The 25,516-nt window shown below is 64.5% G+C and carries 24 protein-coding genes and 1 riboswitch; of the genes, 9 read left to right on the forward strand and 15 right to left on the reverse strand.

The genetic code is table 11. From position 1 onward, the window contains the following. Window positions 1-6 precede the first annotated feature (6 nt). Together gcvH and gcvT are read right to left on the reverse strand one after the other, a co-directional pair. The gene (gene gcvH, locus EJ073_RS02415) at window positions 7-375 is read right to left on the reverse strand and encodes a glycine cleavage system protein GcvH (protein ID WP_126054278.1); all 369 of its coding nucleotides are present in this window, start codon (window positions 373-375) and stop codon (window positions 7-9) included. A gap of 6 nt (window positions 376-381) precedes the next feature. Further along, window positions 382-1,482, reverse strand: coding sequence for a glycine cleavage system aminomethyltransferase GcvT (gene gcvT / locus EJ073_RS02420; protein ID WP_126054279.1), 1,101 nt, complete (start codon window positions 1,480-1,482; stop codon window positions 382-384). 149 nt (window positions 1,483-1,631) lie between these two features. After that, window positions 1,632-1,718, reverse strand: a riboswitch (glycine riboswitch). A 189-nt stretch (window positions 1,719-1,907) separates the two neighbouring features. Between gcvT and EJ073_RS02425 the strand changes: the two genes are divergently transcribed. Continuing rightward, window positions 1,908-2,909: a hypothetical protein gene (locus EJ073_RS02425; RefSeq protein ID WP_126054280.1), complete on the forward strand. Its 1,002-nt coding sequence runs from the start codon at window positions 1,908-1,910 to the stop codon at window positions 2,907-2,909. 192 nt (window positions 2,910-3,101) lie between these two features. Here the strand turns inward: EJ073_RS02425 and EJ073_RS02430 are convergent, their stop codons facing one another. From EJ073_RS02430 to EJ073_RS02455, 6 genes are all read right to left on the reverse strand, one after another. Beyond that, complete coding sequence (locus EJ073_RS02430) at window positions 3,102-3,893, reverse strand: molybdopterin-binding protein (protein WP_126054281.1); 792 nt, start codon at window positions 3,891-3,893, stop codon at window positions 3,102-3,104. 1 nt (window position 3,894) lies between these two features. Continuing rightward, window positions 3,895-4,716, reverse strand: coding sequence for a cytochrome b/b6 domain-containing protein (locus EJ073_RS02435; RefSeq protein WP_245455665.1), 822 nt, complete (start codon window positions 4,714-4,716; stop codon window positions 3,895-3,897). A gap of 144 nt (window positions 4,717-4,860) precedes the next feature. Beyond that, window positions 4,861-5,538: a DUF1345 domain-containing protein gene (locus tag EJ073_RS02440; protein WP_126054283.1), complete on the reverse strand. Its 678-nt coding sequence runs from the start codon at window positions 5,536-5,538 to the stop codon at window positions 4,861-4,863. A gap of 25 nt (window positions 5,539-5,563) precedes the next feature. Beyond that, window positions 5,564-6,031, reverse strand: a complete 468-nt coding sequence (locus tag EJ073_RS02445; RefSeq protein WP_126054284.1) for a YaiI/YqxD family protein — start codon at window positions 6,029-6,031, stop codon at window positions 5,564-5,566. A 64-nt stretch (window positions 6,032-6,095) separates the two neighbouring features. Beyond that, entirely contained in the window at window positions 6,096-6,665 is a 570-nt protein-coding gene (gene gfa, locus EJ073_RS02450; RefSeq protein WP_126054285.1) for an S-(hydroxymethyl)glutathione synthase, read from the reverse strand. Window positions 6,666-6,728: 63 nt separating this feature from the next. After that, window positions 6,729-7,856, reverse strand: a complete 1,128-nt coding sequence (locus EJ073_RS02455) for an S-(hydroxymethyl)glutathione dehydrogenase/class III alcohol dehydrogenase (protein ID WP_126054286.1) — start codon at window positions 7,854-7,856, stop codon at window positions 6,729-6,731. A 261-nt stretch (window positions 7,857-8,117) separates the two neighbouring features. Here EJ073_RS02455 and EJ073_RS02460 point away from each other — a divergent pair, with 261 nt between their 5' ends. From EJ073_RS02460 to EJ073_RS02470, 3 genes are all read left to right on the forward strand, one after another. Further along, a complete protein-coding gene (locus EJ073_RS02460; RefSeq protein WP_126054287.1) occupies window positions 8,118-10,130 on the forward strand; it encodes an acetyl/propionyl/methylcrotonyl-CoA carboxylase subunit alpha in 2,013 nt (670 codons plus the stop codon). 92 nt (window positions 10,131-10,222) lie between these two features. Next, window positions 10,223-13,750, forward strand: coding sequence for a DNA polymerase III subunit alpha (gene dnaE / locus EJ073_RS02465; protein ID WP_126054288.1), 3,528 nt, complete (start codon window positions 10,223-10,225; stop codon window positions 13,748-13,750). 40 nt (window positions 13,751-13,790) lie between these two features. Continuing rightward, window positions 13,791-14,801: a methyltransferase gene (locus EJ073_RS02470; protein WP_126054289.1), complete on the forward strand. Its 1,011-nt coding sequence runs from the start codon at window positions 13,791-13,793 to the stop codon at window positions 14,799-14,801. A 53-nt stretch (window positions 14,802-14,854) separates the two neighbouring features. Here EJ073_RS02470 and EJ073_RS02475 read toward each other — a convergent pair whose 3' ends face one another. After that, complete coding sequence (locus EJ073_RS02475; RefSeq protein ID WP_126054290.1) at window positions 14,855-15,736, reverse strand: DMT family transporter; 882 nt, start codon at window positions 15,734-15,736, stop codon at window positions 14,855-14,857. Window positions 15,737-15,914: 178 nt separating this feature from the next. Here EJ073_RS02475 and EJ073_RS02480 point away from each other — a divergent pair, with 178 nt between their 5' ends. Then, on the forward strand, window positions 15,915-16,418 hold the full coding sequence (locus tag EJ073_RS02480; RefSeq protein WP_126054291.1) for a hypothetical protein: 504 nt from the start codon (window positions 15,915-15,917) through the stop codon (window positions 16,416-16,418). A gap of 20 nt (window positions 16,419-16,438) precedes the next feature. On the opposite strand, the gene EJ073_RS02485 is transcribed toward EJ073_RS02480, so the two are convergent. After that, the gene (locus EJ073_RS02485) at window positions 16,439-17,767 is read right to left on the reverse strand and encodes a DNA polymerase IV (protein ID WP_126054292.1); all 1,329 of its coding nucleotides are present in this window, start codon (window positions 17,765-17,767) and stop codon (window positions 16,439-16,441) included. Window positions 17,768-17,832: 65 nt separating this feature from the next. Here EJ073_RS02485 and EJ073_RS02490 point away from each other — a divergent pair, with 65 nt between their 5' ends. Together EJ073_RS02490 and EJ073_RS02495 are read left to right on the forward strand one after the other, a co-directional pair. Beyond that, the gene (locus EJ073_RS02490; RefSeq protein ID WP_126054293.1) at window positions 17,833-18,420 is read left to right on the forward strand and encodes a GNAT family N-acetyltransferase; all 588 of its coding nucleotides are present in this window, start codon (window positions 17,833-17,835) and stop codon (window positions 18,418-18,420) included. An 81-nt stretch (window positions 18,421-18,501) separates the two neighbouring features. After that, the gene (locus tag EJ073_RS02495; RefSeq protein ID WP_126054294.1) at window positions 18,502-20,043 is read left to right on the forward strand and encodes a hypothetical protein; all 1,542 of its coding nucleotides are present in this window, start codon (window positions 18,502-18,504) and stop codon (window positions 20,041-20,043) included. 42 nt (window positions 20,044-20,085) lie between these two features. Here the strand turns inward: EJ073_RS02495 and EJ073_RS02500 are convergent, their stop codons facing one another. Beyond that, window positions 20,086-20,739, reverse strand: coding sequence for a hypothetical protein (locus EJ073_RS02500; protein WP_126054295.1), 654 nt, complete (start codon window positions 20,737-20,739; stop codon window positions 20,086-20,088). Beyond that, entirely contained in the window at window positions 20,736-21,035 is a 300-nt protein-coding gene (locus EJ073_RS02505; protein ID WP_126054296.1) for a DUF3572 domain-containing protein, read from the reverse strand. The genes EJ073_RS02500 and EJ073_RS02505 overlap by 4 nt, the downstream gene beginning before the upstream one ends. 223 nt (window positions 21,036-21,258) lie before the next feature. Here EJ073_RS02505 and EJ073_RS02510 point away from each other — a divergent pair, with 223 nt between their 5' ends. Both EJ073_RS02510 and EJ073_RS02515 read left to right on the forward strand, forming a co-directional pair. After that, window positions 21,259-21,630 (forward strand): response regulator, encoded by a 372-nt coding sequence (locus tag EJ073_RS02510; protein ID WP_126059060.1) that lies wholly within the window; start codon window positions 21,259-21,261, stop codon window positions 21,628-21,630. 27 nt (window positions 21,631-21,657) lie between these two features. After that, on the forward strand, window positions 21,658-23,031 hold the full coding sequence (locus EJ073_RS02515; protein WP_126054297.1) for a PleD family two-component system response regulator: 1,374 nt from the start codon (window positions 21,658-21,660) through the stop codon (window positions 23,029-23,031). Window positions 23,032-23,447: 416 nt separating this feature from the next. Here the strand turns inward: EJ073_RS02515 and rpmG are convergent, their stop codons facing one another. The 3 genes from rpmG to EJ073_RS02535 all read right to left on the reverse strand — a co-directional run bounded on the left by rpmG (window position 23,448) and on the right by EJ073_RS02535 (window position 25,514). After that, entirely contained in the window at window positions 23,448-23,615 is a 168-nt protein-coding gene (gene rpmG, locus EJ073_RS02525; RefSeq protein ID WP_006201775.1) for a 50S ribosomal protein L33, read from the reverse strand. Window positions 23,616-23,801: 186 nt separating this feature from the next. Next, window positions 23,802-24,260: a hypothetical protein gene (locus tag EJ073_RS02530; RefSeq protein ID WP_126054298.1), complete on the reverse strand. Its 459-nt coding sequence runs from the start codon at window positions 24,258-24,260 to the stop codon at window positions 23,802-23,804. A 78-nt stretch (window positions 24,261-24,338) separates the two neighbouring features. Next, window positions 24,339-25,514 carry an MFS transporter gene (locus EJ073_RS02535; protein ID WP_126054299.1) on the reverse strand — a complete coding sequence of 392 codons (1,176 nt, stop codon included), beginning with the start codon at window positions 25,512-25,514 and terminating at the stop codon, window positions 24,339-24,341. Between the last annotated feature and the right edge of the window lie 2 nt (window positions 25,515-25,516).

Raw genomic sequence — 25,516 nt, forward strand, 5'->3', positions numbered from 1 at the left:
CTGCTCTCAACCGATATGGGCCTTGTAGGCAGCTTCATCCAGAAGCCCGTCGAGCTGGCCTTCATTGGCGAGCTTCATCTTCCACAGCCAGCCGTCGCCCGTGGCGGCCGAATTGACCAGCGACGGATCCGACGACAGCGAGGTGTTGGCCTCGGTGATCTCGCCGTCGGCCGGTGCGTAGACATCCGACGCGGCCTTGACGGATTCGACCACGACGGCGGTGTCGCCCTTGGCCAGCTTGCGGCCGACTTCCGGCAGTTCGACGAAGACGAGATCGCCGAGCTGCTCCTGCGCGTAGTCAGTGATGCCAACGGTGGCGACGCCGCCTTCGACACGGAGCCATTCGTGGTCTTCGGTGAAATAGGTCTTTGCCATCGGGAATTATCCTTTGCGGTAGCGATGAGGTGTGAAAGGCAAGGGGTTGATATCGATCGGGATTTTCGTCCCGCGCACATCGGCGAAAAGTTTGCTTCCGGGCCTGGCGAGTGCCGTGTTGACGTAGCCCATGGCGACCGGATGACCGGCCGACGGGCCGAAGCCGCCGGAGGTGACATGGCCAGCCGCATTGCCGGCGGCGTCGAAAAGCGCGGCGCCCGCGCGCACCGGCTGGCGGCCGTCCGGCTTCAGTCCGACACGTTTCTGCGCCGACCCACGCTCCAGTATGGCGCGCAGAGCGTCGGCGCCGATGAAGTGGCCGGCGGCACGGATATCCTTGGGGACGGCCCACATCAATCCGGCGCTGGCCGGATCGAATTCCTCGGTGATGTCCTGGCCATGCAGGCAGAGCCCGGCCTCCAGCCGCAGGCTGTCGCGGGCGGCGAGGCCGATCCACTGCACGCGCTCGTCGTTGAGCAATGTCGCGACTAGGTCCCGCGCATCCGCTTCCGGCAAGCCGATCTCGAAACCGTCCTCGCCGGTATAGCCGGAGCGGCTCATGAACCAGTCTTCGCGCGGCTCGATGCCGTGCATGAACAGCAGCGCACCGGTCTCGATGCCGGCGCGGGCAAGGGCGGCCCAGGCCTCGGGACCCTGGACGGCGAGGAAGACGCGGTCGAGCGCATCCACCTTTGCCTCGAAATCCCCGGCCAGCGCCCGCAGGTGCTTCTCGTCGACGGCTGCGTTGCCGGCGTTGGCGACGACCATGAAGCGGTCGTCGCCAAGCCTGGTGATGATGAGGTCGTCGATGATGCCGGCGGCCTCGTTGAGGAAGAAGGTGTATTTCGACTGGGAAATATCGAGCGCGCCGGCATCGAGCGGGCAGGCGCGGTCGAGCAGCGCAATCGCGCCCGGGCCGCTGACCAGGAACAGCTTCATGTGCGAAATGTCGAACAGCCCGGCATGCTCGCGGGTGTGAAGGTGCTCCTTCATCACGCCGGCCGGATAGGTGAGCGGCATCGACCAGCCGGCGAACGCGCCAAAGCGCGCGCCAGCAGCCCTATGCAGATCTTCGAGGGGTAGGTGTTTGGTTTCGTCGCCCGTCATGTCATCTCCAGAGTCGCACGCAATCGGCCGCTGATGGCGACCAGTCCGTGCCCCTCTGTCTGAAGCCTGAGAGACTCGCGCCCCGTAACTCTGTCGGCAGCGCTTACACCTTCGGCGCGGGGCGTGAGCCCCGACTTTCCAGAGTGTCTTTCCCGTCTACGGTTCTTTTGCCTGAGAGATTTCGGGCGATTTCCCCTTCGGCGGCAGCGCTCGCTGCTCTCTCCCGCAAACAGGTAGGACTCAAGTGTGAGCCCTCGACTCGTCATCCATAGCTTGTGAACGACACCTTGTCACCTGCCAGCGACATCTTGCTGACAAGTCTTCGCTAACCACGCGGTTTGCCGGTTTTTCAAGACACTGCCGATATGTTGCTCCGAAACGACCTTTTTGGGCCCGGCTACAGCCGGCGGCGGACGGGGACGACAATGGGCGAACTGATCATGAGCGCTCCGGTGGCGGGGCTGACCTCCAAGAACCGCATCACGGCCGAGGACGTGGTGATGCTGCGCCGCGAAGTGTTCGGCGACGGCATGGTGAGCCGTGGCGAGGCCGAGGCGCTGTTCGCGCTCGACCAGACGACGCGCGACAAATGCCAGGAATGGCCGGCGTTCTTCGTCGAGGCGGTCACCGATTACATCGTCCACCAGGAAAAGCCGACGGGTTACATCTCCGAGGACAATGCCAACTGGCTGATCCGGACGATCTCGCGCGACGGCATGGTCGACAGCCTGACAGAGCTCGAGCTCCTGGTGCATGTGCTGGAGAAGGCCAAATCGTCGCCCAGCCGGCTTTCCGCCTATGCGCTGGAGCAGGTCACGCATGCGGTGGTCGACGGCAAGGGACCTTTGATGCTGGGCGGCCAACTGGTTCCGGGACTGGTGGCCAAGGCCGAGGTCGATCTGTTGCGCCGCATTCTCTACGCCTATGGCGGCGACGGCAACATCGCGATCACCCGCGCCGAGGCGGACGTGCTGTTCAGGATCAATGAGAGCACCGCGGCGGCCAGCAACGACCCGTCCTGGAACGAGCTGTTCGTCAAGGCGATCGCCAATTTCGTCATGTGTTCGGCCGGATACGAGGCGCCGACGCGCGAGGTGGCGCTGCGCCAGGAGAATTTCCTCGATGATGCCGAGCCCGGAATCGGTGGCTTTTTCGGCCGCATGGTATCGGGCGGCCTCGCCGGCATCATGGGAGCCTACCGCTCGCCTGACGACATCGAGGCCGATTGGGAAGCCAGGAACCGGGCAGCCGAAGCAATGGCCCGCCGCGCCGAGACGGTCGATGCCGGCGAGGCGAGGTGGCTGGCTGAGCGAATCGGCCCGAACCGGCCGCTCAGCGAGAACGAGCGCGCGCTGCTGACGCTGATCAAGCATGCGTCGCCGGAAATCCACCCGGCGCTCAAGCCGCTGCTCGACAAGGTTGCTTAGGGCCCATTGATATTCAGGTGATGCCGGGGCAAATGGCGGTTTCCCGCGCTTCCGGCCTTCGCCGACCGAAGCGATCGTGAGACGCCGCACAGCCAAGGCTACGGCCGGCGTAGGCCGGTGCTCACGTACTTTGAGTACGTTCCGCTCCAGCTTCTCGGAGACCACTATTCTCGGCTCGACCCTGTACGGTCTTCAAATGCCGCCATACCAGTCGTAGCCGTTGTCCTCCCAATAGCCGCCGCGGCCGCCGCCGATCGCGGCGAAACTGTCGATCAGCTCTATTTTGTAGATGTATTTCGGCATCTTGTAGCCGAGCTGGCGCTCGACGCGCACGCGCAGCGGCGCGCCGTTCTCGACCGGCAGCGGCTTGCCGTTGAGGCCGTAGGCGAGGATCGTCTGCGGGTGGCGGGCGTCGATCAGGTCGATGGTGCCGTAATATTTGATGTCGCCGGAGAGAGACCGGTCGATCGTGTCGAGGCAGTGGAACATGACATAGCTGGCCTGGGGTTTCACGACCGCCTGGTCGAGAACCAGAGACAGCGGCGTGCCCGTCCATTTGGCGATGCAGCTCCAGCCCTCGACACAGTCGTGGCGGGTGATCTGGGTGCGGCTCGGCATGTTCTGAAGCTGCTCGCGGGTCAGCGCCAGCGGCTTCTCAACGAGGCCGGAGACTTCAAGGCGCCAGTCGGCGAAGTTGTTGGCAAGCAGCCCCTTGTAGGTGTCGTCGTCCGGCGCGGTGACGCCGTTCGGCCGCTGCGGCTGGCGGATGTCGGCCTCAGTGAATTCCTGGGCGAGCGCGTCACGGCCGGCCAGCAGGCGCTGGGCCCGGTATGTCAGGCCATTGGCGTTTTCGAGGAAGCTGCGCAGGCCACCGCCGACACCGAGACCGCTGTCGAAAGCATCGCAGCCGGACAGCGCGATGCCCGACAGGCCGAGACTGGCGGAAGTCAGGAATTTCCTGCGGTTGATCTGAAACTTCGCCATCTCAGGCGCTCCTCTCGGGCGAGTTGTCATCATGCGCCGGCGGGTCGGTGCGGTACCAGCCGGTGATGATCGAACGCAATTCGTTGACCGGGCCGGCGGCAAGGATCATCAGCATGTGGATGATGAAGAAGCCGACGAGCAGCACCATGACGGTGAAATGGATGGTGCGCGCCGTCTGCCTTCCACCGAGCAGGTCGTTGAGGAACGGCAGCACCGCGTTCATGCTGGGCGACATGGCAAGGCCGGTGATGATCATCAGCGGCAAGAGCACGAACAGCACGCCGCCATAGGCCATCTTCTGCAGCGTGTTGTATTCGCGCGTGTGATGGAACTTCAGCTTCGCGTGGTCGACGATATCCCGCGGCAGGCGCCGGAGATCGTCGAGGCGCGGAGCGAGATCGCGGCGGACATGGCCATTGATCAGGCCGGCGACCAGCCAGACGAGCAGGGTGGCGGAGAGCACCCAGGCGAAGAAGAAATGCACGACGCGGGCCGTGCCGAGATCATAGTAGGAGGGGATCGTGGCCCAGGAGGGGAAGGCGCGGGATGTCTCCTGACCGGGCGGTCCCGACCAGCCGAGCACGCCCGTCGTGTCGAAACGCCTGCCGAAGACGTCGGTGTAGCCGCGCGGACCCTGATCGGTGTTCTCGGCGCCGATGGCGAAGACGGTGTTGTTGTAGCCGAAGCCCGATTCCTTGCCGATGTAGAGCTGGGGGCGGGCATTGAAGATCTGCAGGCCGGAAAGCAGCATGAAGAACAACGCGATCGCCCAGAGCCAGTGGGTCAGCCGCGTCCAGCGCGACTGGCGGTAAATCAGCGTCATGTCGTTCGATGCGGCTGGCGCATCGGCGGCGGGGTCGCTCCTGGCAACGGTTTCCATCGGCTTTCGTTCTCCCGCAGTTCAGATCTTCGTTCTCCTTCCAATACGTCGCCGGCCCAAGCGATGTTTCATCCGATCACGGATTTATTACGGTGCGCCGAGGCTGACCGCCAGGTTGACCGCCGCCGCGACGATCACCGTGTTGAAGAAGAACGACAGGATAGAATGGATCAGTACCACCTGGCGCATGTGCGAAGTCGTGACGGCAGTGTCGGCGGTCTGCGCGGTCATGCCGATGACGGTGGCAAAATAGAGGAAATCCCAGCCCTCGGGCCGCTTGTCGCCGGGGAAGTCGAGACCGCCGACAGGCATCTTCCGCTTGCTGCTGGTGTCGATCTCGTCGCCGTTCATCCAGTAGACATGCGCGTAGTGGAGCGCCGCCATGGCGTGGATGGTGAACCAGCCGAGCGGTATCGACAGTATGGCGAAGCTGAGCTCGAATGGATGCGCGGCCTCCTTCTGGTTGATCAGATGGAACAGTGAAACGGTGGCGACACCGACGATGAAGAGCGTAACTGCAAAGATACCCAGTACAGGGAGGTCGGTAGCGCGCGCGTTCTTGCTGAGATAGTTGCCGGTAAGCCTCGGCATCAAGGCGAGGACCAGAACGATATAGGCGGCAAAGAAGACATTGGCGCCGATCGAGTAGGCAAGCGGCACGCGCAGGAGCAACGCTAGCAGCAAAGCGACGATGCCAATGGCCGCTGACAACGCGAACTGCATGTGCGGATGCATTGGCGTTTTGACGGATGTGTCGGCACCCATGGCCCGGCCTCTAAAGGCGTTCGGATCAGTCCGGTGTGACGGATTTCAACGCCCACCGCAAGATGCGGTCGAGCTCGCCAAGAAAGCGCGAGCGATCCTGCGGCGCGAAGGCGGCATTGTAGCCCTTGCTTTCGCCAGTCTCGCGCAGATGCTGCTTCAGGTCGCGCATCGCCACCGCCATGCCGATGGTTTCGGGCGTGAAGGGACGACCGGTCGGTCCCAGCACATGCGCGCCGAGCGCCACGGTGCGCGCGGCAAGCGGGATATCGGCCGTCACCACGATGTCGTTGGACACGGCATTCTCCACGATCCAGTCATCCGCCGCGTCGGCGCCCTTGGACACCACGACGTTGCGGATCATCGGATCGCGCGAGGGGCGCAGGCCGCCATTGGAGACATAGGTGACCACAATGCCGTGGCGCGCCGCGACCTTCTCGACCTCGGCCTTGACCGGGCAGGCGTCGGCGTCGACATAGATGACGGGTGCGGGCATCGTCCCTCCAAAACGAACATGGGGCCGGCTTTGACCGGCCCCATGGCAGAAATTCTCGAACTTGTCAGGCCGGCAGGGCGCCGGACTTCTTCGCGGTCCAGGTAGCGATGTAGTCCATCAGGCCGGGGTTGAGGCAGTCATAGGGCTCAAGCCCGATCGACTTCAACTGTGCCCGGATGCCATCCATACGGCTTGGATCGACACCGGATTCGATGATCGAGGACACGAAGGCGGTGAAGCCCGGCGGCGACCAGCCGTCTTCCTCGAAACGCTCGGGATGAATGAAGCTCAGGCCCTTGAACGGATGGTCGCGCTCGACCGGTCCATGCATGTGGACGCCGCAGCCGGTGCAGGCATGGCGCTGGATCAGCGCGCTTGGGTCGACCACCTTCAGCTTGTCGCCATTCTCCACGACGGTGACGTCGCCGGTGCCTGCCACGGCCACGACGGAGAATAAAGCGCCCTCAGGCTTCCAGCATTTGGTGCAGCCGCAAGCATGGTTGTGGGCGATCTGGCCCTTGACCTTCACCTTCACCGGCTTGCTGGTGCAGGCGCAGACCAGCGTGCCGCCGGCAAAGCTCGCGCTCTCCTTAGGCAGGCCATTGTCGATTTTCGGATGCAGTTTTTCCGCCATTCCATTCCTCCCATGTTTCACCACAGAGGTCGCCGGCCGGCTGGCCGGCGGCGTGCGGCTTCCTCAGTAAACCACGACACTCCGGATCGACTTGCCCTCGTGCATCAGGTCAAAACCCTTGTTGATGTCCTGAAGCTTCAGCGTATGGGTGATCATCGGGTCGATCTGGATCTTGCCCTCCATGTACCAGTCGACGATCTTCGGCACGTCGGTGCGGCCGCGCGCGCCGCCGAAGGCGGTGCCCATCCAGGTGCGGCCGGTGACCAGCTGGAACGGCCGCGTCGAAATCTCCTGGCCGGCGCCAGCAACGCCGATGATCACCGACTTGCCCCAGCCGCGATGCGAGGCTTCCAGCGCCTGGCGCATCACCTTGGTGTTGCCGGTGCAGTCGAAAGTGTAGTCGGCGCCGCCGATCTGGTCGGCGCCGCGCTTGGTCATGTTGACCAGGTAAGGCACGATGTCGCCGTCGATCTCCTTCGGATTGACGAAATGCGTCATGCCGAACTTCTCGCCCCAAGGCTTCTTGTCGTTGTTGACGTCGACACCGATGATCATGTCGGCGCCTGCGAGCTTCAGGCCCTGGATGACATTGAGGCCGATGCCGCCGAGGCCGAAGACGACGGCGGTAGCACCCTGCTCGACCTTGGCCGTGTTGATGACGGCGCCGATGCCGGTGGTGACGCCGCAGCCGATGTAGCAGATCTTGTCGAAGGGGGCGTCGGGATTGACCTTGGCGACCGCGATCTCCGGCAGCACGGTGAAGTTGGAGAAGGTCGAGCAGCCCATGTAGTGGAACAGCTTGTCCTTGCCCATCGAGAAGCGCGACGAGCCGTCCGGCATCAGGCCTTGGCCCTGCGTGGCGCGGATGGCGGTGCAGAGGTTGGTCTTGCGCGACAGGCAGGACGGGCACTGCCGGCATTCCGGCGTATAGAGCGGGATGACATGGTCGCCCTTCTTGACCGAGGTCACACCCTTGCCGACGTCAACGACGACGCCGGCGCCCTCATGGCCGAGGATGGCCGGGAACAGGCCTTCCGGATCGGCGCCCGACAGCGTGAATTCGTCGGTGTGACAGATGCCGGTCGCCTTGATCTCGACCAGAACCTCGCCATCGCGCGGCCCTTCGAGGTCGACCTCCATGATCTCCAGCGGCTTTCCGGCGGCGACAGCAACAGCGGCGCGCGTTTTCATGAGGCAGTTCCTCCCAAGGCAATCGACAATCTCTGATGTGGCCGGCTTGTTGAGCCTGCCCGGCGAAGCGAAATGCCCGCCAGCCCTCCGCAATGAGCCACGCGCCACTCTACAGAGTTCGGCGGCGGCGGCCAACTTCCTTGCGACGTTTTTCGGCGCGCTATTCGCAATCCGGGCAGGGCGGATGGGCGTCGCCCGGCCACTTGAGCCATGGCGGGATTGTCCATAGAACTGGTTTCTCGCCGGAGGAACGACGCCCGAATGTTCAAGAAGATCCTGATCGCCAATCGCGGCGAGATCGCCTGCCGTGTGATCAAGACGGCGCGCAAGATGGGGATTGCCACCATCGCGGTCTATTCGGACGCCGATCGCGACGCCGTGCATGTCGAGATGGCTGACGAAGCCGTGCATATCGGGCCTTCGCCCGCGGCGCAAAGCTATCTGCTCGCCGACAAGATCCTTGCCGCCTGCAAGCAGACGGGAGCGGAGGCCGTGCATCCCGGCTATGGCTTTCTTTCCGAACGCGCCGCCTTCTGCGAGGCGCTGGAGAAGGAAGGCATCGTCTTCATCGGCCCGAAGCCCAAGGCGATCAGGGCGATGGGCGACAAGATCGAATCGAAGAAATTCGCCAGCAAGGCCAAGGTCTCGACCGTGCCGGGCTGGCTGGGTGTCATCGAGGATGCCGACCATGCCGAGAAGATCGCCGGCGAGATCGGCTATCCGGTGATGATCAAGGCCTCGGCCGGCGGCGGCGGCAAGGGCATGCGCATCGCCTGGAACAAGGCCGAGGTGCGCGACGGCTTCGACAGGGCGCGCTCGGAAGCGAAAAGCTCGTTCGGCGACGACCGCGTCTTCATCGAGAAGTTCGTCGTCGATCCGCGCCATATCGAAATCCAGGTGCTGGCCGACGCGCATGGCAACGCGCTCTATCTCGGCGAACGCGAATGCTCGATCCAGCGCCGCAACCAGAAGGTGGTCGAGGAGGCGCCGTCGCCGTTCCTCGACGCCAAAACCCGCAAGGCGATGGGCGAGCAGGCAGTGGCCCTGGCCAGGGCCGTCGACTACCAGAGCGCCGGCACGGTGGAATTCATCGTCGACAGCGAGAAAAACTTCTATTTCCTTGAAATGAACACGCGATTGCAGGTCGAGCACCCGGTGACCGAACTCGTCACCGGCATCGACCTGGTCGAGCAGATGATCCGTGTCGCCGGCGGCGAGAAGCTCGCGATCAAACAGGGCGATGTGAAGCTCGACGGCTGGGCGGTGGAAAGCCGCCTCTATGCCGAAGACCCGTACCGCAATTTCCTGCCCTCCATCGGCCGGCTGACACGCTACCGGCCGCCGGAGGAGGGGACGTTCGGCGATATCGTCATCCGCAACGATACCGGGGTCACCGAGGGCTCCGAGATCTCGATGTTCTACGATCCGATGGTGGCCAAGCTTTGCACCTGGGCGCCGACGCGGCGCGAGGCGATCGACGCCATGTCGGAGGCGCTCGACAGTTTCGTCGTCGACGGCATCGAGCACAACATTCCGTTCCTGGCGGCGCTGATGCAGCATCCGCGCTGGCGCGAGGGGCGGCTGTCGACCGGCTTCATCGCCGAGGAATATCCGCACGGATTCGCGCCGATCACGCCGAACGACGAAGAAAAGGCGGTGCTGGCGGCGGTCGCCACGGCGATGGAGCTGCTGCGCCGCGACCGGCTCGACCGGCTGAGCGGACGGCTGGCGCCGCATTCGGGCATCCTCAAGCGGGACTGGGTGGTCAAGATCGGCGCCGACTACCTTTCGGCCGCCATCCTCGAAGGCATGGTCTCGATCCCGATGGAAGTCGATCTGTCGATCGATGGCGGCAAACCGCTGACGGTAGCGTCCGACTGGCGGCCGGGCGATCTCATCTGGCGCGGCACGGTCGGCGGCAACGCGGTCGCGGCACAGGTCCGGCCGGCGCTGAACGGCTTGCGCATCGCCTGGAAAGGCATGTCGGTGACGGCCCAGGCCATGCTGCCGCGTATCGCCGAACTCGAAAGGCTGATGCCGGAAAAGCTGCCGCCGGACACGTCGAAGATGCTGCTTTGCCCGATGCCGGGCCTGGTCGTGTCGATCGCAGTCGCCGAGGGCCAGGAGGTCAAGGCCGGCGAGACGCTGGCCGTGGTCGAGGCGATGAAGATGGAGAACGTGCTGCGCGCCGAACGCGACCTCACCGTGTCCAAGCTCAACGCCAAGCCCGGCGACAGTCTAGCCGTCGACGCGGTGATCATGGAATTCGCCTGACCTGTGCACAGGAGATCCCTGGACTCGCATCCCGCGCTCCCGGACAATACATCTGCACCGATTGTTGAGTCCCTTCGAGCGACGCGAGCCCCATGGCGGATGAACGACTTCCACGCGACCCGTTGCTGCGCGAAGCAGCGGTAAAGGACGCGCGTCCGGAAACGCCGGCGCGGCCGTTCATCCATCTGCGCGTGCACTCGGCCTATTCGCTGCTCGAAGGTGCCCTGCAACTCGGCGCCATCGTCGGCCATGCGGTCAAGGACGAGTGCCCGGCGATCGCCGTCACCGACACCAACAATCTGTTCGGGGCGCTGGAGTTCGCGCAGAAGGCGGTGAAGGACGGCATCCAGCCGATCATCGGCTGCCAGATCGATCTCGCCTTTTCCGGCGAAGCGGGCGATGCGCAGCGCGACCGCCGCCGCCAGGGGCCGGAGATGCACCCGATCGTGCTGATCGCCGCCACCGAGGCCGGCTACGCCAATCTGGTCAGGCTGATCAGTCGGGTCTACCTGGAAACGCCGCCCGGCGAGCCGGTGCACCTGACCAGCGCGATGCTCGAGGGACAATCCGACGGCTTGATCTGCCTGACCGGCGGTCCGCGCGGCCCGATCGGCCGCGCCCTGAAGGAGGACCGTCGCGACCTCGCCGAGCAGCGGCTGCTGACGCTGAAGGCGATGTTCGGCGACCGGCTCTACGTCGAGCTGGAGCGGGTCCAGGGCTACGACCGCATGATCGAGAAATCGACGGTCGACCTTGCCTACAGCCACGATCTGCCGCTGGTCGCCACCAACGAGGCGTTCTTCTCCAGGCGCGACGACTATGAGGCGCATGACGCGCTGGTCGCCATCGCCGAGGGTTCGGTGGTCGCCGCCGACAATCGCCGACGGCTCTCGCCGGACAATTTCCTGCGCAGCCAGGCGGAGATGGCGAAGCTGTTCTCTGACCTGCCGGAAGCGATCGACAACACGGTCGAGATCGCGCTGCGCTGTTCCTACTATCCGAAGAACCGCAGCCCGATCCTGCCGCGCTTCACCGGCGGCGATATCGCCGATAAGGATGTGGCGGAGAAGGCGGAGGCGGCCGAGCTCGCCCGCCAGGCGCGCGAGGGGCTGGAGGCGCGACTGGCCGCGCACGGACCGACGCCGGGCTATACGGTCGAGCAATATCGCGAGCGGCTCGATTTCGAGCTCGGCATCATCGAGAAGATGAAATTCCCCGGCTATTTCCTGATCGTTGCCGACTTCATCAAATGGGCGAAGTCGCAAGGCATTCCGGTCGGGCCGGGACGCGGTTCGGGCGCCGGTTCGCTGGTCGCCTATTCGACGACCATCACCGACATCGACCCGCTGCGCTTCTCGCTGCTGTTCGAGCGCTTCCTCAATCCCGATCGCGTCTCGATGCCTGACTTCGACATCGACTTCTGCCAGGACCGGCGCGAGGAGGTGATCCGCTACGTCCAGCAGAAATACGGCCGCGACCAGGTCGGGCAGATCATCACCTTCGGTACGCTGCAGGCGCGCGCCGTGCTGCGCGACGTCGGCCGCGTGCTGCAAATGCCCTACGGCCAGGTCGACAAGCTGTCCAAGATGGTGCCGCAGAATCCGGCCAATCCGGTCAAGCTGGCGGACGCCATCGCCAACGAGCCGCGCTTCGCCGAAGAGGCGGAGAAGGAGCCGATCGTCCAGACGCTGCTCGATACCGCGCAGAAGCTCGAAGGCCTCTATCGTCACGCCTCGACGCATGCCGCCGGCATCGTCATCGGCGACAGGCCTTTGTCGGAACTGGTGCCGATGTACCGCGATCCGCGCTCGGACATGCCGGTCACCCAGTTCAACATGAAATATGTCGAGCAGGCCGGGCTGGTGAAGTTCGACTTCCTCGGCCTGAAGACGCTGACCGTGCTGGAGACAGCGGTGAAGCTGATCCGCCGTCGCGGCATCGACATCGATCTGGCGACGATCCCGCTCGACGATCCCGATACCTACGCCATGCTGTCGCGCGGCGAGGTGGTCGGTGTGTTCCAGGTGGAAAGCGCCGGCATGCGCAAGGCGCTGATCGGCATGCGGCCGGACTGCATCGAGGACATCATCGCGCTGGTGGCGCTCTACCGCCCCGGCCCGATGGAGAACATCCCGACCTACAACGCCAGAAAGCATGGCGAGGAGGAGATGGCCTCGATCCATCCCAAGATCGACCATCTGGTGAAGGAGACGCAGGGCGTCATCGTCTACCAGGAACAGGTGATGCAGATCGCGCAGGAGCTTTCCGGCTATTCGCTCGGCGAGGCCGACCTTCTGCGCCGCGCCATGGGCAAGAAGATCCGCGCCGAGATGGACAAGCAGCGCGAGCGCTTCGTCACGGGCGCGGTCGAGCGCGGCGTCGGCAAGCCGCAGGCCGACTTCATCTTCGATCTTTTGGCGAAGTTCGCCGACTACGGCTTCAACAAGTCGCACGCGGCGGCCTACGCGGTCGTCTCCTACCAGACTGCCTACCTCAAGGCGCACTATCCGGTGGAATTCCTCGCGGCATCGATGACGCTCGACATGGGCAACACCGACAAACTGGCCGATTTCCGCCAGGATGCGCTGCGCCTCGGCATCGAGGTGGTGGCGCCGTCGGTGATGTCGAGCTTCCGCCCCTTCGAGGTCGGCCAGAACAAGATTTTCTATTCGCTGGCCGCGCTCAAAGGCGTCGGCGACGCGGCGGTCGAGCATATCGTCGCCATGCGCGGCGAAAAGCCGTTCAAGAGCCTGGCCGACTTCTGCGAAAGGGTCGATCCGAAGATCGTCGGCAAGCGCGTCTTCGAAAGCCTGATCATGGCCGGCGCGCTGGACTGCTTCGGCCATGACCGCGCTGCCATGATGGCCGGCGTCGAGCGGATGATGGGGCTGGCCTCGCTGGCGCAGCAGAATGCCGTCTCCGGCCAGGCCGACATATTCGGCGCCTCGCTCGGCGCCCAGTCGCAGGCGCTCAATTTGCCGGCGACCGAACCCTGGCTGGCGGCCGACCGGCTGCATCGCGAATTCCAGGTGGTCGGCTTCTATCTCTCGGCGCACCCGCTGGACGAGTACAAGGCGGCGCTGCAGAAGATGCGGGTGCAGAACTGGGCGGAGTTCTCGGCCGCGGTCAAGCGCGGTGCTGCCGCCGGTCGCCTCGCCGGCACCGTCACCACCAAGCAGGAGCGCAAGACCCGCACCGGCAACAAGATGGGCGTCGTGCAGTTCTCCGACACGACCGGACAGTACGAGGCGGTGCTGTTCTCCGAAGGCCTGGCGCAATTTCGCGATATGCTGGAGCCCGGCCGCTCGGTGGTGATCACTGTTTCGGCCGAAGACAGGCCGGAGGGCATCAATCTGCGAATCCAGACGGTGCAGTCGCTGGAAGATGAGGCAAGCCGCATCCAGAAGGCGTTGCGCATCTTCCTGCGCGACGCGGCGCCGATCAACATTCTCGCCAACCAGCTCGCCGTGAAGGGCGAGGGACAGGTGAGCTTCGTGCTGATCAAGGATGCCGGCCAGGGCGAGGTTGAGATCGAGCTGCCCAACCGCTACCGGATTTCGCCGCAGATCGCGTCGGCGATGCGCGCCGTGCCCGGCGTGGTCGAAGTGGAGCTTGTTTAGAGCCCGTTCCTTGTGATTTGCTGGCGATCCGAGGGGCGCCATGGATCCGCGAACAGCCGCTTTCGAACTGATACGGATGGTCAACCAATACCAGGTGTCGCAAGCGATCTCGGTTGCGGCGATGCTGGGCATCGCCGACCACATCAAGGACGGCGAGCGCTCGGCGGCTGAGCTGGCCAGCCTGACAGACACACATCCGCGCGCACTCTACCGCCTGTTGCGCGCGCTGGCGGCGGTGGGCGTCTTTCACGAAGGCGAGGACGGACGGTTCTCGCTGACGCCGCTCGGCGGCGCCTTGCGCTCGGACGCCGACCATTCGGCGGCCCCCTGGGCGTCATTTGTTGGCCGGCCCTACTACCGGCAGGCGTGGAGCGATCTGCTCTACAGCATCCGGACCGGCAAGAACGCGTTCCGCCACGCCCACGGCAAGGGGGTCTGGGAGTACCGGATCGAGCATCCCGAGGAGTCGGTGATTTTCGATCGCGCGATGGCGGCGAACTCGCGCGGCGTGGCGGCGGCCATCCTGGCGGCATATGATTTTTCGCGCTTTCCGGTGATCATGGATGTCGGTGGTGGCAGGGGCACGCTCCTTGCCGAAGTCCTCGCCGCCAGTCCCGGCAGCCGCGGCATCCTATTCGACCAGCCGCATGTGGTCGCGGCGGCCGGCCCGGTGATGGACGAGAAGGGTGTCGCCGATCGCTGCGACATCGTCGGCGGAGATTTTCTCGCCGCGCTGCCCGAGGGAGCAGACGCGCTGCTGCTGAAATGGATCGTGCATGATTGGGACGACGAGACCAATCTCGCCATACTGAGGAACTGCCGCAAGGCTCTTCAGCCGGACGGCAGGTTGCTGGTGCTCGAGGCCGTGCTCGCGCCGCCAAACGAAGGGGCGCGCGCCAAATTCGCCGACCTCAACATGCTGGTGGCGCCGGATGGCCAGGAGCGGACAGCCGACGAATACAGGCTGCTCCTGGCAAGGGCCGAGTTTGAGGTGACGGAGATCATCGAGGCCGGGCAGCACATTAGCATCGTCGAGGCGAGGCCGGCGTGATCGGCAAGTAGGCCGCCCGCCGATGCCGTCGAACCGTGAGGAACGAACCTTTCCTATGACGCCGCAATCTCTGCCGGTTCTGGCGCTTTGCGCTGCAGATTGAGTAGATTGCCGAGTAGGATCAGCAGCGCGCCGCCAGCGGTGAAGGCATCGATCTGCTCGTGGTAGAGCAGCCAGCCGATCAACGCTGACAACGGCACGCGCAAAAAATCCATCGGTGAGATGACAGTGGCGTCAGCGTAGGCAAGCGCGCGGGCCATGCAGAAATGCGACGACATGCCGGTGAAGGCGATCACCACGATCCATGGCCAGAGCTCGAGCGACGGGGTGCGCCATTCGTAGAGCGCCGGAGCCAGGCCGAGCACGGACTGGATGATGAGCATCCAGAAGATGATGCTGACGACGCTGTCGGTGCGTGTCAGCGACTTGACCATCACCACCGAGGTGCCGAAGCAGACCGCCGCGCCCAGCACGATGAGCTGTCCCACGTTCATGGAACCGAGGCCCGGACGCACGATGATCACCACCCCGACCAGCCCCAGAACGATCGCCGCCAGCCTTGGCCGCGAGAGCCTCTCGCCAAGGAAGCTGACCGCCAGCAAGGCCGTCCAGATCGGCGTCGTGAACTCGATCGAGATCAGCACGGCAAGCGGTATCAGCGTCAGCGCGTAAAGCCAGGCGGCCTGACCGGAATAGTGAACGACGTTGCGTGCAAGGTGGGCGAGCGGACGCTCGGTGCGCATCGCGGCGAAGCCACCGCTCATCATCACCAGCGGCAGCAGGATGAGGAAGCCGATGACCGAACGCAATTCCAGCACCTGGAAGACGTTGAGCTCGGCCGTCGTGGCGCGGCCGGCGACCGACATCGCCAGGAACGAGGCGATCGACAGCGCCATCCAGAACGCGGCCTTGGAGATCGAGGGAGCGGGTGCCATGCGCGTTATGTCGCAAGCCGGCGGGCCCGCCGCAACCGCTAGTCCACGCATTCGACTGGGCCAGCCGATGCGGCGTTAAAAAACAGTCACGTTGAAGGCGGAACCTGGGGTCGCCGCAGGCGTTCGAGTCCCTGTATCCGCGCTTAGGCATTTCCGATTCTACCGGGGGAGACCTTCGATGAAATCAATGCTGCTGCTTCTGCTCGCGGGCGGCCTGACCGCCGTGAGCCCCGCGCATGCCGACGATGCAGATTTCCTGCGCTCGTTCCAGGGCAGTTTCGCCGGCAACGGCACCGTCAAGGTGACCACCAACGCGCCGACGGTGAACGTCTCCTGCACCTTCAATTCCGGCGCGACGTCGACTTCGCTGTCGCTCGACGGCAATTGCCGAGGTCTCGTGCTGGTGACGCGGGCGATCAGCGCGGATTTGAAATCCAACGGCAAGGGCTATACCGGCGTTTATGTCGGCTCCCGTACCGGGCCGGCGCGGTTGAATGGCAAGCGGTCGGGCAATGCGCTCAGCCTCGCAATCCGATGGGCCAAAGAGGTGAATGGCGACCGGACGGCGCGGCTAACCGTCGAGAAGACCAGCGGGGACGGCATGCGGCTCACCGTGACAGACGCCGATCCGAAAACCGGCAAGACGGTGGTGACAAGCCGGATCGATCTCAAACGCACGTGAGTGGCGGAAGCCGAATTCGATCACTCCTCGATCGGCTCCGGCGGATTGGCGCCGCGGCCCCTGCCGAACGTATAGCCGGTTTCCACGGCCTTCTTGCCGAACTTGTCGCGCAATGAATCGATGGCGCCTTCGGCCAGCGCGCGCTTGCGCGACTGCACATCAACCAGATCGGGCGGATCGGCCTTCCCGTCGTCGGAGAGATCGCTGACGCCGATCCCGAGCAGGCGGTATTTCGTCCCGTCGGCCTCCCGGCGCAGCAGGTCGAGGCCGGTCTGGAAAATCCGGTCGGCCAGACGGGTGGGGTCGCCAAGCTGGCGGTTGCGCGTGCGGAGCTTGAAATCCTGCGTCTTCAGCTTCAGCACGACGGTGCGTCCGGCAATGCCCGACTTCTTCAGCCGAGCCGAGACCTTTTCCGACAGAGCCCGTAGCACGGGGACCAGTTCGGCCATGGTGCCGATGTCAGCGTCGAAGGTCGTTTCGGCCGACACGCTCTTGGCGTCGCCGCCAGGGTCGACGCGGCGGTCGTCCTGCCCGCGCGAGAGCCGGTAGAGCCGGTCGCCCATGACGCCGTAGCGGCGCATCAGCTCGGCCCGCTCCATGCGCTGCAGCTGGCCGATAGTGCGAATGCCGTCGCGTTCCAGGGCGGCCGCGAAGGCCTTGCCGACGCCCCAAATCATCGTCACCGGCTGCTCGGCCAGGAAGCCGATCGCCTCGGCCTCGCCGATCACCGAAAAGCCGCGCGGCTTGCGGAAGTCGGACGCCACCTTGGCGAGGAACTTGCAGTAGGAAAGACCGGCCGAGACGGTGATGCCGAGCGCCTTTTCCACGGTCAGCGCGAAGCGCGCCAGCACCAGCGCTGGAGGCATGCCGTGCAGGCGCTCGGTGCCGGCAAAATCGAGGAATGCCTCGTCGATGGAGAGCGGCTCGACCAGCGGCGTCAGCGCCTGCATCAACGCGCGGACTTCGCGCCCAACGCGGACGTATTTCTCCATGTCTGGAGGAATGACCACCGCCTCGGGACAGGCTTCAAGCGCCTTGAACATCGGCATTGCCGAGCGCACACCGTGGATGCGGGCGATATAGCAGGCGGTGGAGACGACCCCGCGCCTGCCGCCGCCGACGATGACCGGCTTGTCCTTCAGCGCTGGATTGTCGCGCTTTTCGACCGCCGCGTAGAAGGCGTCGCAGTCGATGTGGGCAAGGTGAAGCCGGTAGAGCTCCGGATGGCGCACGAGCCTGGGGCTGCCGCAGCGCTCGCAGCGCCGCCCGCCGCCGCGCTGGAGGGCCAGGCAGTCGCGGCAAAAACCGTGTTCAGGATTGTTGACAGGAGCCGCCATCGATGCGAACATAAAGAGAACAAACGCAATGGTACGACAGTGCTGGGCCTGCAACAAGGCTGGCCTGGGGAGAACTTATGAGCACGACCATAGCGCCGCTGGCGCCCGAGCTCTGGGCGGATTTCGAGGATCTTTTCGGCAAGCAGGGCGCCTGCTACGGCTGCTGGTGCACGCATTTCCGGCTGGCGCCGGCGGTGCGCCGGGCTAACGACAAGCAGCGCAACAAGGATCATATCAAGGCGCGAATCGAGGCCGGGCCGCCGCCCGGGCTGCTGGCCTTCGAGGATGGCAAGGCGGTCGGCTGGATGCAGATCGGACCGCGCGCCGACGTACCCGAATGGAACAACCCGGGCAGGGGATCGGCGCCGGTCGACCCGGCCGATACCGCCGACGCCAGTGTCTGGGCGATTTCCTGCTTCTTCATCCGCGTCAAGGCGCGGGGCAGGGGCATCTCGCATCGCCTCGTCGAGGGCGGCATCGAGTTTGCCCGGCAGAACGGAGCCCGGCTGGTCGAGGCCTGCCCGATCGACCTGTCGCGCGATTCGCGTTCGATCGGGCTGTTCGTCGGCTCATCGCGGGTCTTCGAGAAGGCCGGGTTCGAGAGGGTTGTCGAGCGCAAGCCCGGCCGGCCGCTGATGCGGCTGGTGCTTTTGCAAGGCGACTAGCCTTTGTCTTGCGGCTGTGATGGTATTTGCCTACCAGAAGCGCGAAGCGATTTTGTCTTCCGAGGTCAACGGAGAATCGACGTGAAGCGTGTCCTGCCCCTAGTTTTCCTTCTCTCGCTCGGCGCGCCGGCTTTCGCCCAGACGGTCGATAGCCAAGGCGCAAAGCAGCTTTCCGAGGACCTGTCCCGCTACGTCGGCAGGAAGGCGCTCGACACTGGTATGCTCAAGGTCTCCGTCGAAGGCGACGCCTACCGGGTTGCGATTGATTTCAAGGCGCTGATCGAGGCCCTGCCGGACCAAAAGCTGCTTAAGTTCGATGTCGCTCCTTACATCCTGAAGGTGAAGCCGCGCAGCGACGGGTCCTGGGACGTCTCGATGGATTTCTCGCAGAGCGCATCCTTCGAGTTCAACGGGCCGGAAGGACTGCAAAGCACACAGTTCACCGTCAAGGACGGCAAGGGCAGCGGCGTCTATGACCCCGCGCTCGCAGCCTTCACCAGCGGCGTCAGTACCATAGCCAGCATGACGATGACGTCCAAGGACGCCAAGCAGCATGTGGATGCCAGCTTCGGCGCCGGCACGGCGAACTTTGCCGCGACCAAGGCCGCCAATGGCGGCGTCGACGTCACGATGACGCAGAAGATGTCGAGCTTCACCGAGGCAGTCAATTTCGACGATCCCGAGAGCGGGATGAAGTTTCCGGTGACGATAAAGTCGCCGGAGCTGTCGGTGGATGCGAACGGCAAGGGCGTGCGGACCAAGCCGCTGCTCGACCTGCTCGCCTTTGCCGTGGCCAATGAGGACGAGGCGACGCTGAAGGCGAACCAGGCGCAGCTCAAGTCGCTGCTGCTGGCCGCGCTTCCGCTGTGGGAACGGCTCGACGGAGCGTATGGGTTCAAGGATTTCGCGGTTGAGAGCCCGGTCGGCACTTTCGGCGCCACGCAACTCAGCACGGCGTTTGGAATGGACGGCATCTCTCAGAGCGGCAAGATCAACTACGCGATCAAGGCATCAGGCCTGACGATCCCGCAGCAAATGCTGCCTGGCTGGAGTGTGGCGTTGCTTCCCACCGATATCGACCTGAACTTCGGTGGCGCCAACATCGACCTCGACAGCATGGCGAAGAAGGCGATCGAAACGCTTGATCTCAATAAGAATCCGCCGCTGCCGGAAGATTTCGGCGACCAGATCTCCGCCGATTTCCTGGCCAAGACGCCCAAGGCCGTCATCGGCCACAGCACCCTGAAGAACAAGGACATCGAGATCGCGCTGGAAGGCGAGATGACCTTCCCCGGCGAGAGGCCGGATGCGAGCATGACCGTCAACATCGCCGGCTACGACAAGATCGTCGAAGCCCTGCAGACCGCGGCCAAGACCGACCCGGAAGCCGCGCAGTATTTTCCGATGGTGCTTGCGGTCAAAGGGTTCGGCAAGACGCTGCCGGACGGACGTATCGAATGGGCGATCAACGCCAAGCCCGATGGTTCGGTGACGGTCAATGGCGCCATGCTGAAGCCGGCCGACCCGGTCCAGGACGACAGCACCGATCCGGATGACAGCGCCGACCAGGATGTCATTCCCGGCGAGGGCAACAGCGGGTCGGGCGCGAAGCTGCAGCCCTGACGCATTTTCAGGAAAGCGCGGAGCGGTTTCCCGCCCCGAGTTTTAGAGTCCGAGCGCGCTGGCGATCTTCGGCGCCGCCTCGTGCCAGTCCTCGACCGAGACGATGCCGTCAGGCGTTGGCGGCAGGAAGGCGCGCAACGAATTGTCGGCCATCAGGTGGAAGAGATGCGCGTCGGCCACCGAATTGCGCACCGATGCAAGGTTGTACGGCTGGTCGTCGACGAAGGCGACCGGCCGGCCCTTGGCGCCGCGCAGTTTGGCGACGGCCGGGCCTTTCGCCATTTCGGTCGTCAGAAGCGGGTAGGTCAGCCCGAGCGCATCGAGATGGGCGCGGCGCACCGCGCGGTGCTTGTGCGGCATGGCCGTCAACAGCACGATCTCGGCGCGGCCGCCAAATGTTGACAGCGCTTGCGCCGCGCCGTCGGTGACGCTTTGCCACTCGGCCTGGGCGTCGAAGAACTCGCCGAGCAGCGCCGTCACCTCCGCCTGCTCGATCAGCCGGCCGCTCGCCGTCTCGGCGATGTTGCCGGTGAGGCGGAAGGAGGCAAGCGTCAGGGCAAAGCCACGCGATTTCAGGAAATGCGGGAACGGCCGGATGAATTCCAGCACGACGTCATCGACGTCGAGCACCAAAAGCGGCCGGTCGTCGGCGGCAAGCTCCTCGATCTGCCGCGCCGTCTCGGGATCGTCGCTCATACCGAGCGCTCATGGTCGTCATTGCCGAGCGGCAGCGCCCGCAAGGCCTTGCCAACGGCGGCCGGCGGCGTGCCGGTCTCCTCGGCGAAGCGCAGCAGCGTCGGCTCATGGGCAAGGATGAACTGCAGCACGCCCGCCAGAAACCCCGGCTCGCTCGCCGCCCGCCTGATCGAGTGCGCCTCGATGCCGGTGATCGCCAGAAAGCGCGGCAAAAGCTCCGGATCGGCGGCAACGAAGCCGAGTGCCCTGATGGCAAGGGCTTCCGCTTCCTCGCGCATTGACGCTGCGTTTGCCATGACTACCTTTTGTGCGTGGAACTTGAGTCTCTCCGCAGTAACGGCAAGCGTCGCTTGCGGCAAGCCATCACCCTGCGCGGGCCGGAATCCGGACAGCTTTTGGGAGCGGCCGGTTTGCGTTTCGTCAATCATATTGGCGTAGGGTGGATGCGGGTTGGGTGCGATCCGGCAAGGACGCATGACGATGGTCTTCGGCGCCGAGGACCGTCGGGACGGGAAATCGATGCCTAAGAAGGTCATGATCGTCGAGGACAACGAGCTCAACATGAAGCTCTTTCGCGACCTCATCGAGGCCAGCGGTTACGACACTGTTCGCACACGCAATGGCCTGGAGGCGCTTGATCTGGCGCGCCAGCACCGGCCCGACCTGATCCTGATGGACATCCAACTGCCCGAAGTGTCGGGGCTGGAGGTGACCAAATGGCTCAAGGAGGATGACGACCTTCATTCGATCCCGGTCATCGCGGTGACGGCATTCGCCATGAAAGGTGACGAGGAGCGCATCCGCCAGGGCGGCTGCGAGGCCTATATCTCGAAGCCGATCTCGGTGCCGCGCTTCATCGAGACCATCAAATCCTACCTGGGCGATGCCTGATGCACAGCCAGACCGGAGCCTTGTGAGATGACCGCGCGGATCCTCGTCGTCGACGACATCCCTGCCAATATCAGGCTGCTCGAGGTCAGGCTGCTGGCCGAGTATTTCGAGGTGCTGACCGCTTCCAACGGGCCGGATGCCATCGAGACCTGCGAGAACGGCAAGGTCGATGTCGTGCTGCTCGACGTGATGATGCCCGACATGGACGGCTTCGAGGTCTGCCGTCGGTTGAAGAGCGACCCGGCGACCTCGCACATCCCGGTCGTCATGATCACCGCGCTCGACCAGGTCTCGGACCGGGTGCGCGGTCTCGAGGCCGGCGCCGACGATTTCCTGACCAAGCCGGTCAACGACCTGCAACTGATGACGCGCGTCAAGAGCCTGGTTCGGCTGAAGTCGCTGACCGACGAATTGCGGCTGCGCGCCTCGACCACCCGCAACATCGGCATAGAGGAGCTGTTGAGCCGCAACTTCTCCGCCGAGGATGCGAAGCCGAAGGTGCTCCTGATCGACGAGCGCAAATCCTCCTTCGAGCGCATCCGGAAGATGCTGCGCACCAGCGCCGAACTCGACGTCGCCACCGATCCCAATGCCGGTTTTTTCCAGGCCGCCGAAACGCCTTACGAATGCGTGCTGATCTCGACGGCCTTCGCCGATTTCGATCCGCTGAGACTGTGCTCGCAACTGCGTTCGCTAGACCGCACCCGTTTCCTGCCGATCATCCTGCTTGCCGACGCAGGCGAGGAGGGGCGCATCATCCGCGGCCTTGAGCTCGGCATCAACGATTACCTGACGCGGCCGGTCGACCAGCATGAGCTGACGGCGAGGCTGCGCACCCAGGTGCGCCGCAAGCGCTACAACGACCAGCTCCGCGCCAGCGTCACCCAGACCATCGAGATGGCGGTGACGGACGGGCTGACCGGCCTGCACAACCGCCGCTACCTCGACAGCCACCTGCAGACGCTGTTCGACCGCGCGGTGGCGCGGCGACGGCCGCTTTCGGTGATGATCACCGACCTCGACCGCTTCAAATCGATCAACGATGCGCATGGCCATGACGGCGGCGACGATGTGCTGCGCGAATTCGCGCGGCGGTTGCGCAAGAACGTGCGCGGCATCGACCTCGCCTGCCGTTTCGGCGGCGAGGAGTTCGTGGTGGTCATGCCGGACACGGAAGGTGCAGTGGCCGAGAAGGTCGCGGAACGCATCCGCGCCGAGATCGCCCAGATGCCGTTCATGGTCGGGCATGAGGGCAAGACGATAGAGGTTACCGTCAGCGTCGGCGTGTCGTCTCTGCTGAAGGGGGCCGATACGGTGGCCGCCCTGATGAAGCGCGCCGATCTCGCTCTCTACGAGGCCAAGAGCGGCGGGCGCAACCGGGTCGTTGCCAAGGCGGCGTAGGCCCGAGCGCCAATTTATCCGGTCAATCCGACAGGGTTAGCAATTTACCTTAATCCAAGCGATTCGGGAGGCTTGGTTAAGAAACTGTTGATTTTCATAAGGCCTTGCGCAAATGTACAGCATAGACAAAACGAGGCCGGCACGAGGGTAGACCGCCGGATCGTTCCGACAAATACCCCATGATGCTCAGGTCCGCCGCATCTCCTGGGTCCGTGGGGTCGGCCGGCCGGCGCTGGCACATAGTGGCCTCCTCGTACCGCTGCCAAACGCCGACCGGCCCCCTTTTTCCAAAAGTGAACGTCGGGACTTCGCGCCAATCGCTGGAAGCTCCTGCTAAGCGGGTCAGGCCGAATCGCCGGCCAAAACAAAAACGCCGCCCAAAGGGCGGCGTTTCGGCATTCTCGGAGGAAACCGGATTACTTGATCTTGGTTTCCTTGAACTCGACGTGCTTCTTGGCGACCGGATCGTACTTGCGGAACGACAGCTTGTCCGTCTTGGTGCGGCTGTTCTTGCTGGTCACGTAGAAGAAACCGGTGTCGGCGGTCGACAGAAGCTTGATCTTGATGTTTGCGGCTTTGGCCATGATGTTCGTCCGTTAATGTTCGTGGAGTTTTGGCCGCTGGAGCACGGGGAAAACACCCGGACGCGGGAAACTTGGCGCGACACATAAAGAACGCGCCCGGAAAGTCAAGCCCGGACGGGCTGCGGCGACGCTCGATGCGCCTTGCCGCCGGCAAGGGGAACCAGCCGGCGGCTGCAAGGTTGGCGGTCAAGCGTCTTCCCTGACCGGCGGGGCGGCCTTCTTCCAATCGCCCGTCGTGTTCCACCAGCGGTTGGGATTGGCGCGGTCGTCAAGGCCCTTCGAACGGCTGGCAAGCAGCGGCTGGATGCGGATCACCGGCTCCTCGTAGCTGTGCGCCTGGTAGATCGCCTCGACGACGCGGGCGGCCAGGGCCTGGTCGTCCGGCAATTCGAACGACACCTCGACCGTGCCCGGCCGCTGTCGCAGCAGCGTCTCGGCGCCGGCCGCTGCACCCTCGAGCGGCCGGTAGCGCTCGACGCCGTCGGCCGACTGGAAGGCGTTGCTGTCGTAGCTGCCCATGCCGAGCGGCGTAATGGCGACCACGGCGTCCATGATGCGGTCGACATCGGCTGATGGCGCCTGGAAGCTGACGAGCAGCAACAACTGCATCCGCACGGATTTGGTTTCGAAGCCACTGTCGATCATAAGACGTCTCCCTGCTTGAGGAGGGTCGGTATAGCAGGGGTGCTCCTGACACGGTGATGTCAGCAGCGTGATGTGATTCTACAGGACCTTGCGGATCAGCCGGACGCCGACCAGCGCGATATAGGCGGCGAAGAACAGGCCGAGCGACCAGCCGAAGCCGGAGGGGCCGAAAATATCCATGCCGACACCGATCGCCTGCGGGCCAAGCACCATGCCGACGCCGTAACAGAGCACGAAAGCGGCATTGGCCGAGGCAAGCTCATGGCCCGACAATTGCGAGCCGAGATGGGCAAGGCCGATCGTGTAGAGGGCGGCGACCACGCCGCCCCAGACGAACAGAAGGGCGGCCATCAAATGCCAGTTGCTGGCGAAATGCGGCATGAAGATCGTGCCGGCAAGCCCGACGGCGGCGCAGGCCAGCAGCAGATGACGGCGATCGGAAACGCGATCGCTGATCATGCCGATCGGAATCTGCAGCAGCACGTTGCCAAGGCCGATCATGGTGAGCAGCAGGGCAGCGTCCGCCTCGGAATAGCCGATGCGGTTGCCATAGACGGGGAACAGCGCAAAACCGCCCGTCTCGACGGCGCCGAACACCAGCACCGCGAAGGTCGCGGTCGGCACCAGCCAGATGTAGCGGAGAAAGTGGCTGGTCTCGCTGTCGGCGACGATCGTCGGGCTCTCGTCGCGCGCCGCCAGCACCGGAATGGCGGCCAGCGTCACCAGGCCTATGGTCACGCCGAAGGGCAGGAAGCCGGCACTGCCGAGATGGGCAAACAGCCATGGCCCGGCGGCGAAGCCGAGCGACAGCACGGTCGCGTAGATGCCGAGCACCAGGCCCCGCCGGTGCGGCGGCGCCGACGTGCTGATCCAGAACTCGGACAGGATGAACAGCACCGTCAACGAGATATGCAGCACGACGCGGAGCGGAAACCACATCCAGAAATCCGGCGCGAAATGGAAGCCGACGAAGGCAAGCGCGCCGGCGGCAATCATCAGCAGCATCGTCCAGGCGACACCGAGGCGCATGGCGAGCGGGGTGGCGAGCGGCGCTCCGGCGATCGAGGCAAGGCCGGCGACGGCGGTGTTGAGGCCGATCATCGAGGCCGAATGACCACGCGTTTCCAGGATGACGCTGAGCAGCGGCATACCGAGGCCGATGGCGATGCCGACGACGCTGATCGAGGAGATGGCAGCGATCATCGGTAGCCAGTGTACGCGTTCCTCGCCCTGTTGTTGGGTATCGACCGTCATGG

The organism is Mesorhizobium sp. M4B.F.Ca.ET.058.02.1.1 (assembly GCF_003952505.1).
Taxonomy (GTDB): Bacteria; Pseudomonadota; Alphaproteobacteria; order Rhizobiales; family Rhizobiaceae; genus Mesorhizobium.

Excerpts from the sequence above, each read along its gene's own strand:
- EJ073_RS02505 (WP_126054296.1), bottom strand. The coding sequence starts at position 21,035 with ATGGCAAACGCAGCGTCAATGCGCGAGGAAGCGGAAGCCCTTGCCATC.
- EJ073_RS02475 (WP_126054290.1), bottom strand. The coding sequence starts at position 15,736 with ATGGCACCCGCTCCCTCGATCTCCAAGGCCGCGTTCTGGATGGCGCTG.
- EJ073_RS02510 (WP_126059060.1), top strand. The coding sequence starts at position 21,259 with ATGCCTAAGAAGGTCATGATCGTCGAGGACAACGAGCTCAACATGAAG.
- rpmG (WP_006201775.1), bottom strand. The coding sequence starts at position 23,615 with ATGGCCAAAGCCGCAAACATCAAGATCAAGCTTCTGTCGACCGCCGAC.
- EJ073_RS02460 (WP_126054287.1), top strand. The coding sequence starts at position 8,118 with ATGTTCAAGAAGATCCTGATCGCCAATCGCGGCGAGATCGCCTGCCGT.
- EJ073_RS02455 (WP_126054286.1), bottom strand. The coding sequence starts at position 7,856 with ATGAAAACGCGCGCCGCTGTTGCTGTCGCCGCCGGAAAGCCGCTGGAG.
- EJ073_RS02445 (WP_126054284.1), bottom strand. The coding sequence starts at position 6,031 with ATGCCCGCACCCGTCATCTATGTCGACGCCGACGCCTGCCCGGTCAAG.
- dnaE (WP_126054288.1), top strand. The coding sequence starts at position 10,223 with ATGGCGGATGAACGACTTCCACGCGACCCGTTGCTGCGCGAAGCAGCG.
- gcvH (WP_126054278.1), bottom strand. The coding sequence starts at position 375 with ATGGCAAAGACCTATTTCACCGAAGACCACGAATGGCTCCGTGTCGAA.
- gcvT (WP_126054279.1), bottom strand. The coding sequence starts at position 1,482 with ATGACGGGCGACGAAACCAAACACCTACCCCTCGAAGATCTGCATAGG.
- EJ073_RS02435 (WP_245455665.1), bottom strand. The coding sequence starts at position 4,716 with ATGACGCTGATTTACCGCCAGTCGCGCTGGACGCGGCTGACCCACTGG.
- EJ073_RS02470 (WP_126054289.1), top strand. The coding sequence starts at position 13,791 with ATGGATCCGCGAACAGCCGCTTTCGAACTGATACGGATGGTCAACCAA.
- gfa (WP_126054285.1), bottom strand. The coding sequence starts at position 6,665 with ATGGCGGAAAAACTGCATCCGAAAATCGACAATGGCCTGCCTAAGGAG.
- EJ073_RS02530 (WP_126054298.1), bottom strand. The coding sequence starts at position 24,260 with ATGATCGACAGTGGCTTCGAAACCAAATCCGTGCGGATGCAGTTGTTG.
- EJ073_RS02440 (WP_126054283.1), bottom strand. The coding sequence starts at position 5,538 with ATGGGTGCCGACACATCCGTCAAAACGCCAATGCATCCGCACATGCAG.
- EJ073_RS02485 (WP_126054292.1), bottom strand. The coding sequence starts at position 17,767 with ATGTTCGCATCGATGGCGGCTCCTGTCAACAATCCTGAACACGGTTTT.
- EJ073_RS02515 (WP_126054297.1), top strand. The coding sequence starts at position 21,658 with ATGACCGCGCGGATCCTCGTCGTCGACGACATCCCTGCCAATATCAGG.
- EJ073_RS02490 (WP_126054293.1), top strand. The coding sequence starts at position 17,833 with ATGAGCACGACCATAGCGCCGCTGGCGCCCGAGCTCTGGGCGGATTTC.
- EJ073_RS02500 (WP_126054295.1), bottom strand. The coding sequence starts at position 20,739 with ATGAGCGACGATCCCGAGACGGCGCGGCAGATCGAGGAGCTTGCCGCC.
- EJ073_RS02425 (WP_126054280.1), top strand. The coding sequence starts at position 1,908 with ATGGGCGAACTGATCATGAGCGCTCCGGTGGCGGGGCTGACCTCCAAG.
- EJ073_RS02535 (WP_126054299.1), bottom strand. The coding sequence starts at position 25,514 with ATGACGGTCGATACCCAACAACAGGGCGAGGAACGCGTACACTGGCTA.
- EJ073_RS02430 (WP_126054281.1), bottom strand. The coding sequence starts at position 3,893 with ATGGCGAAGTTTCAGATCAACCGCAGGAAATTCCTGACTTCCGCCAGT.
- EJ073_RS02480 (WP_126054291.1), top strand. The coding sequence starts at position 15,915 with ATGAAATCAATGCTGCTGCTTCTGCTCGCGGGCGGCCTGACCGCCGTG.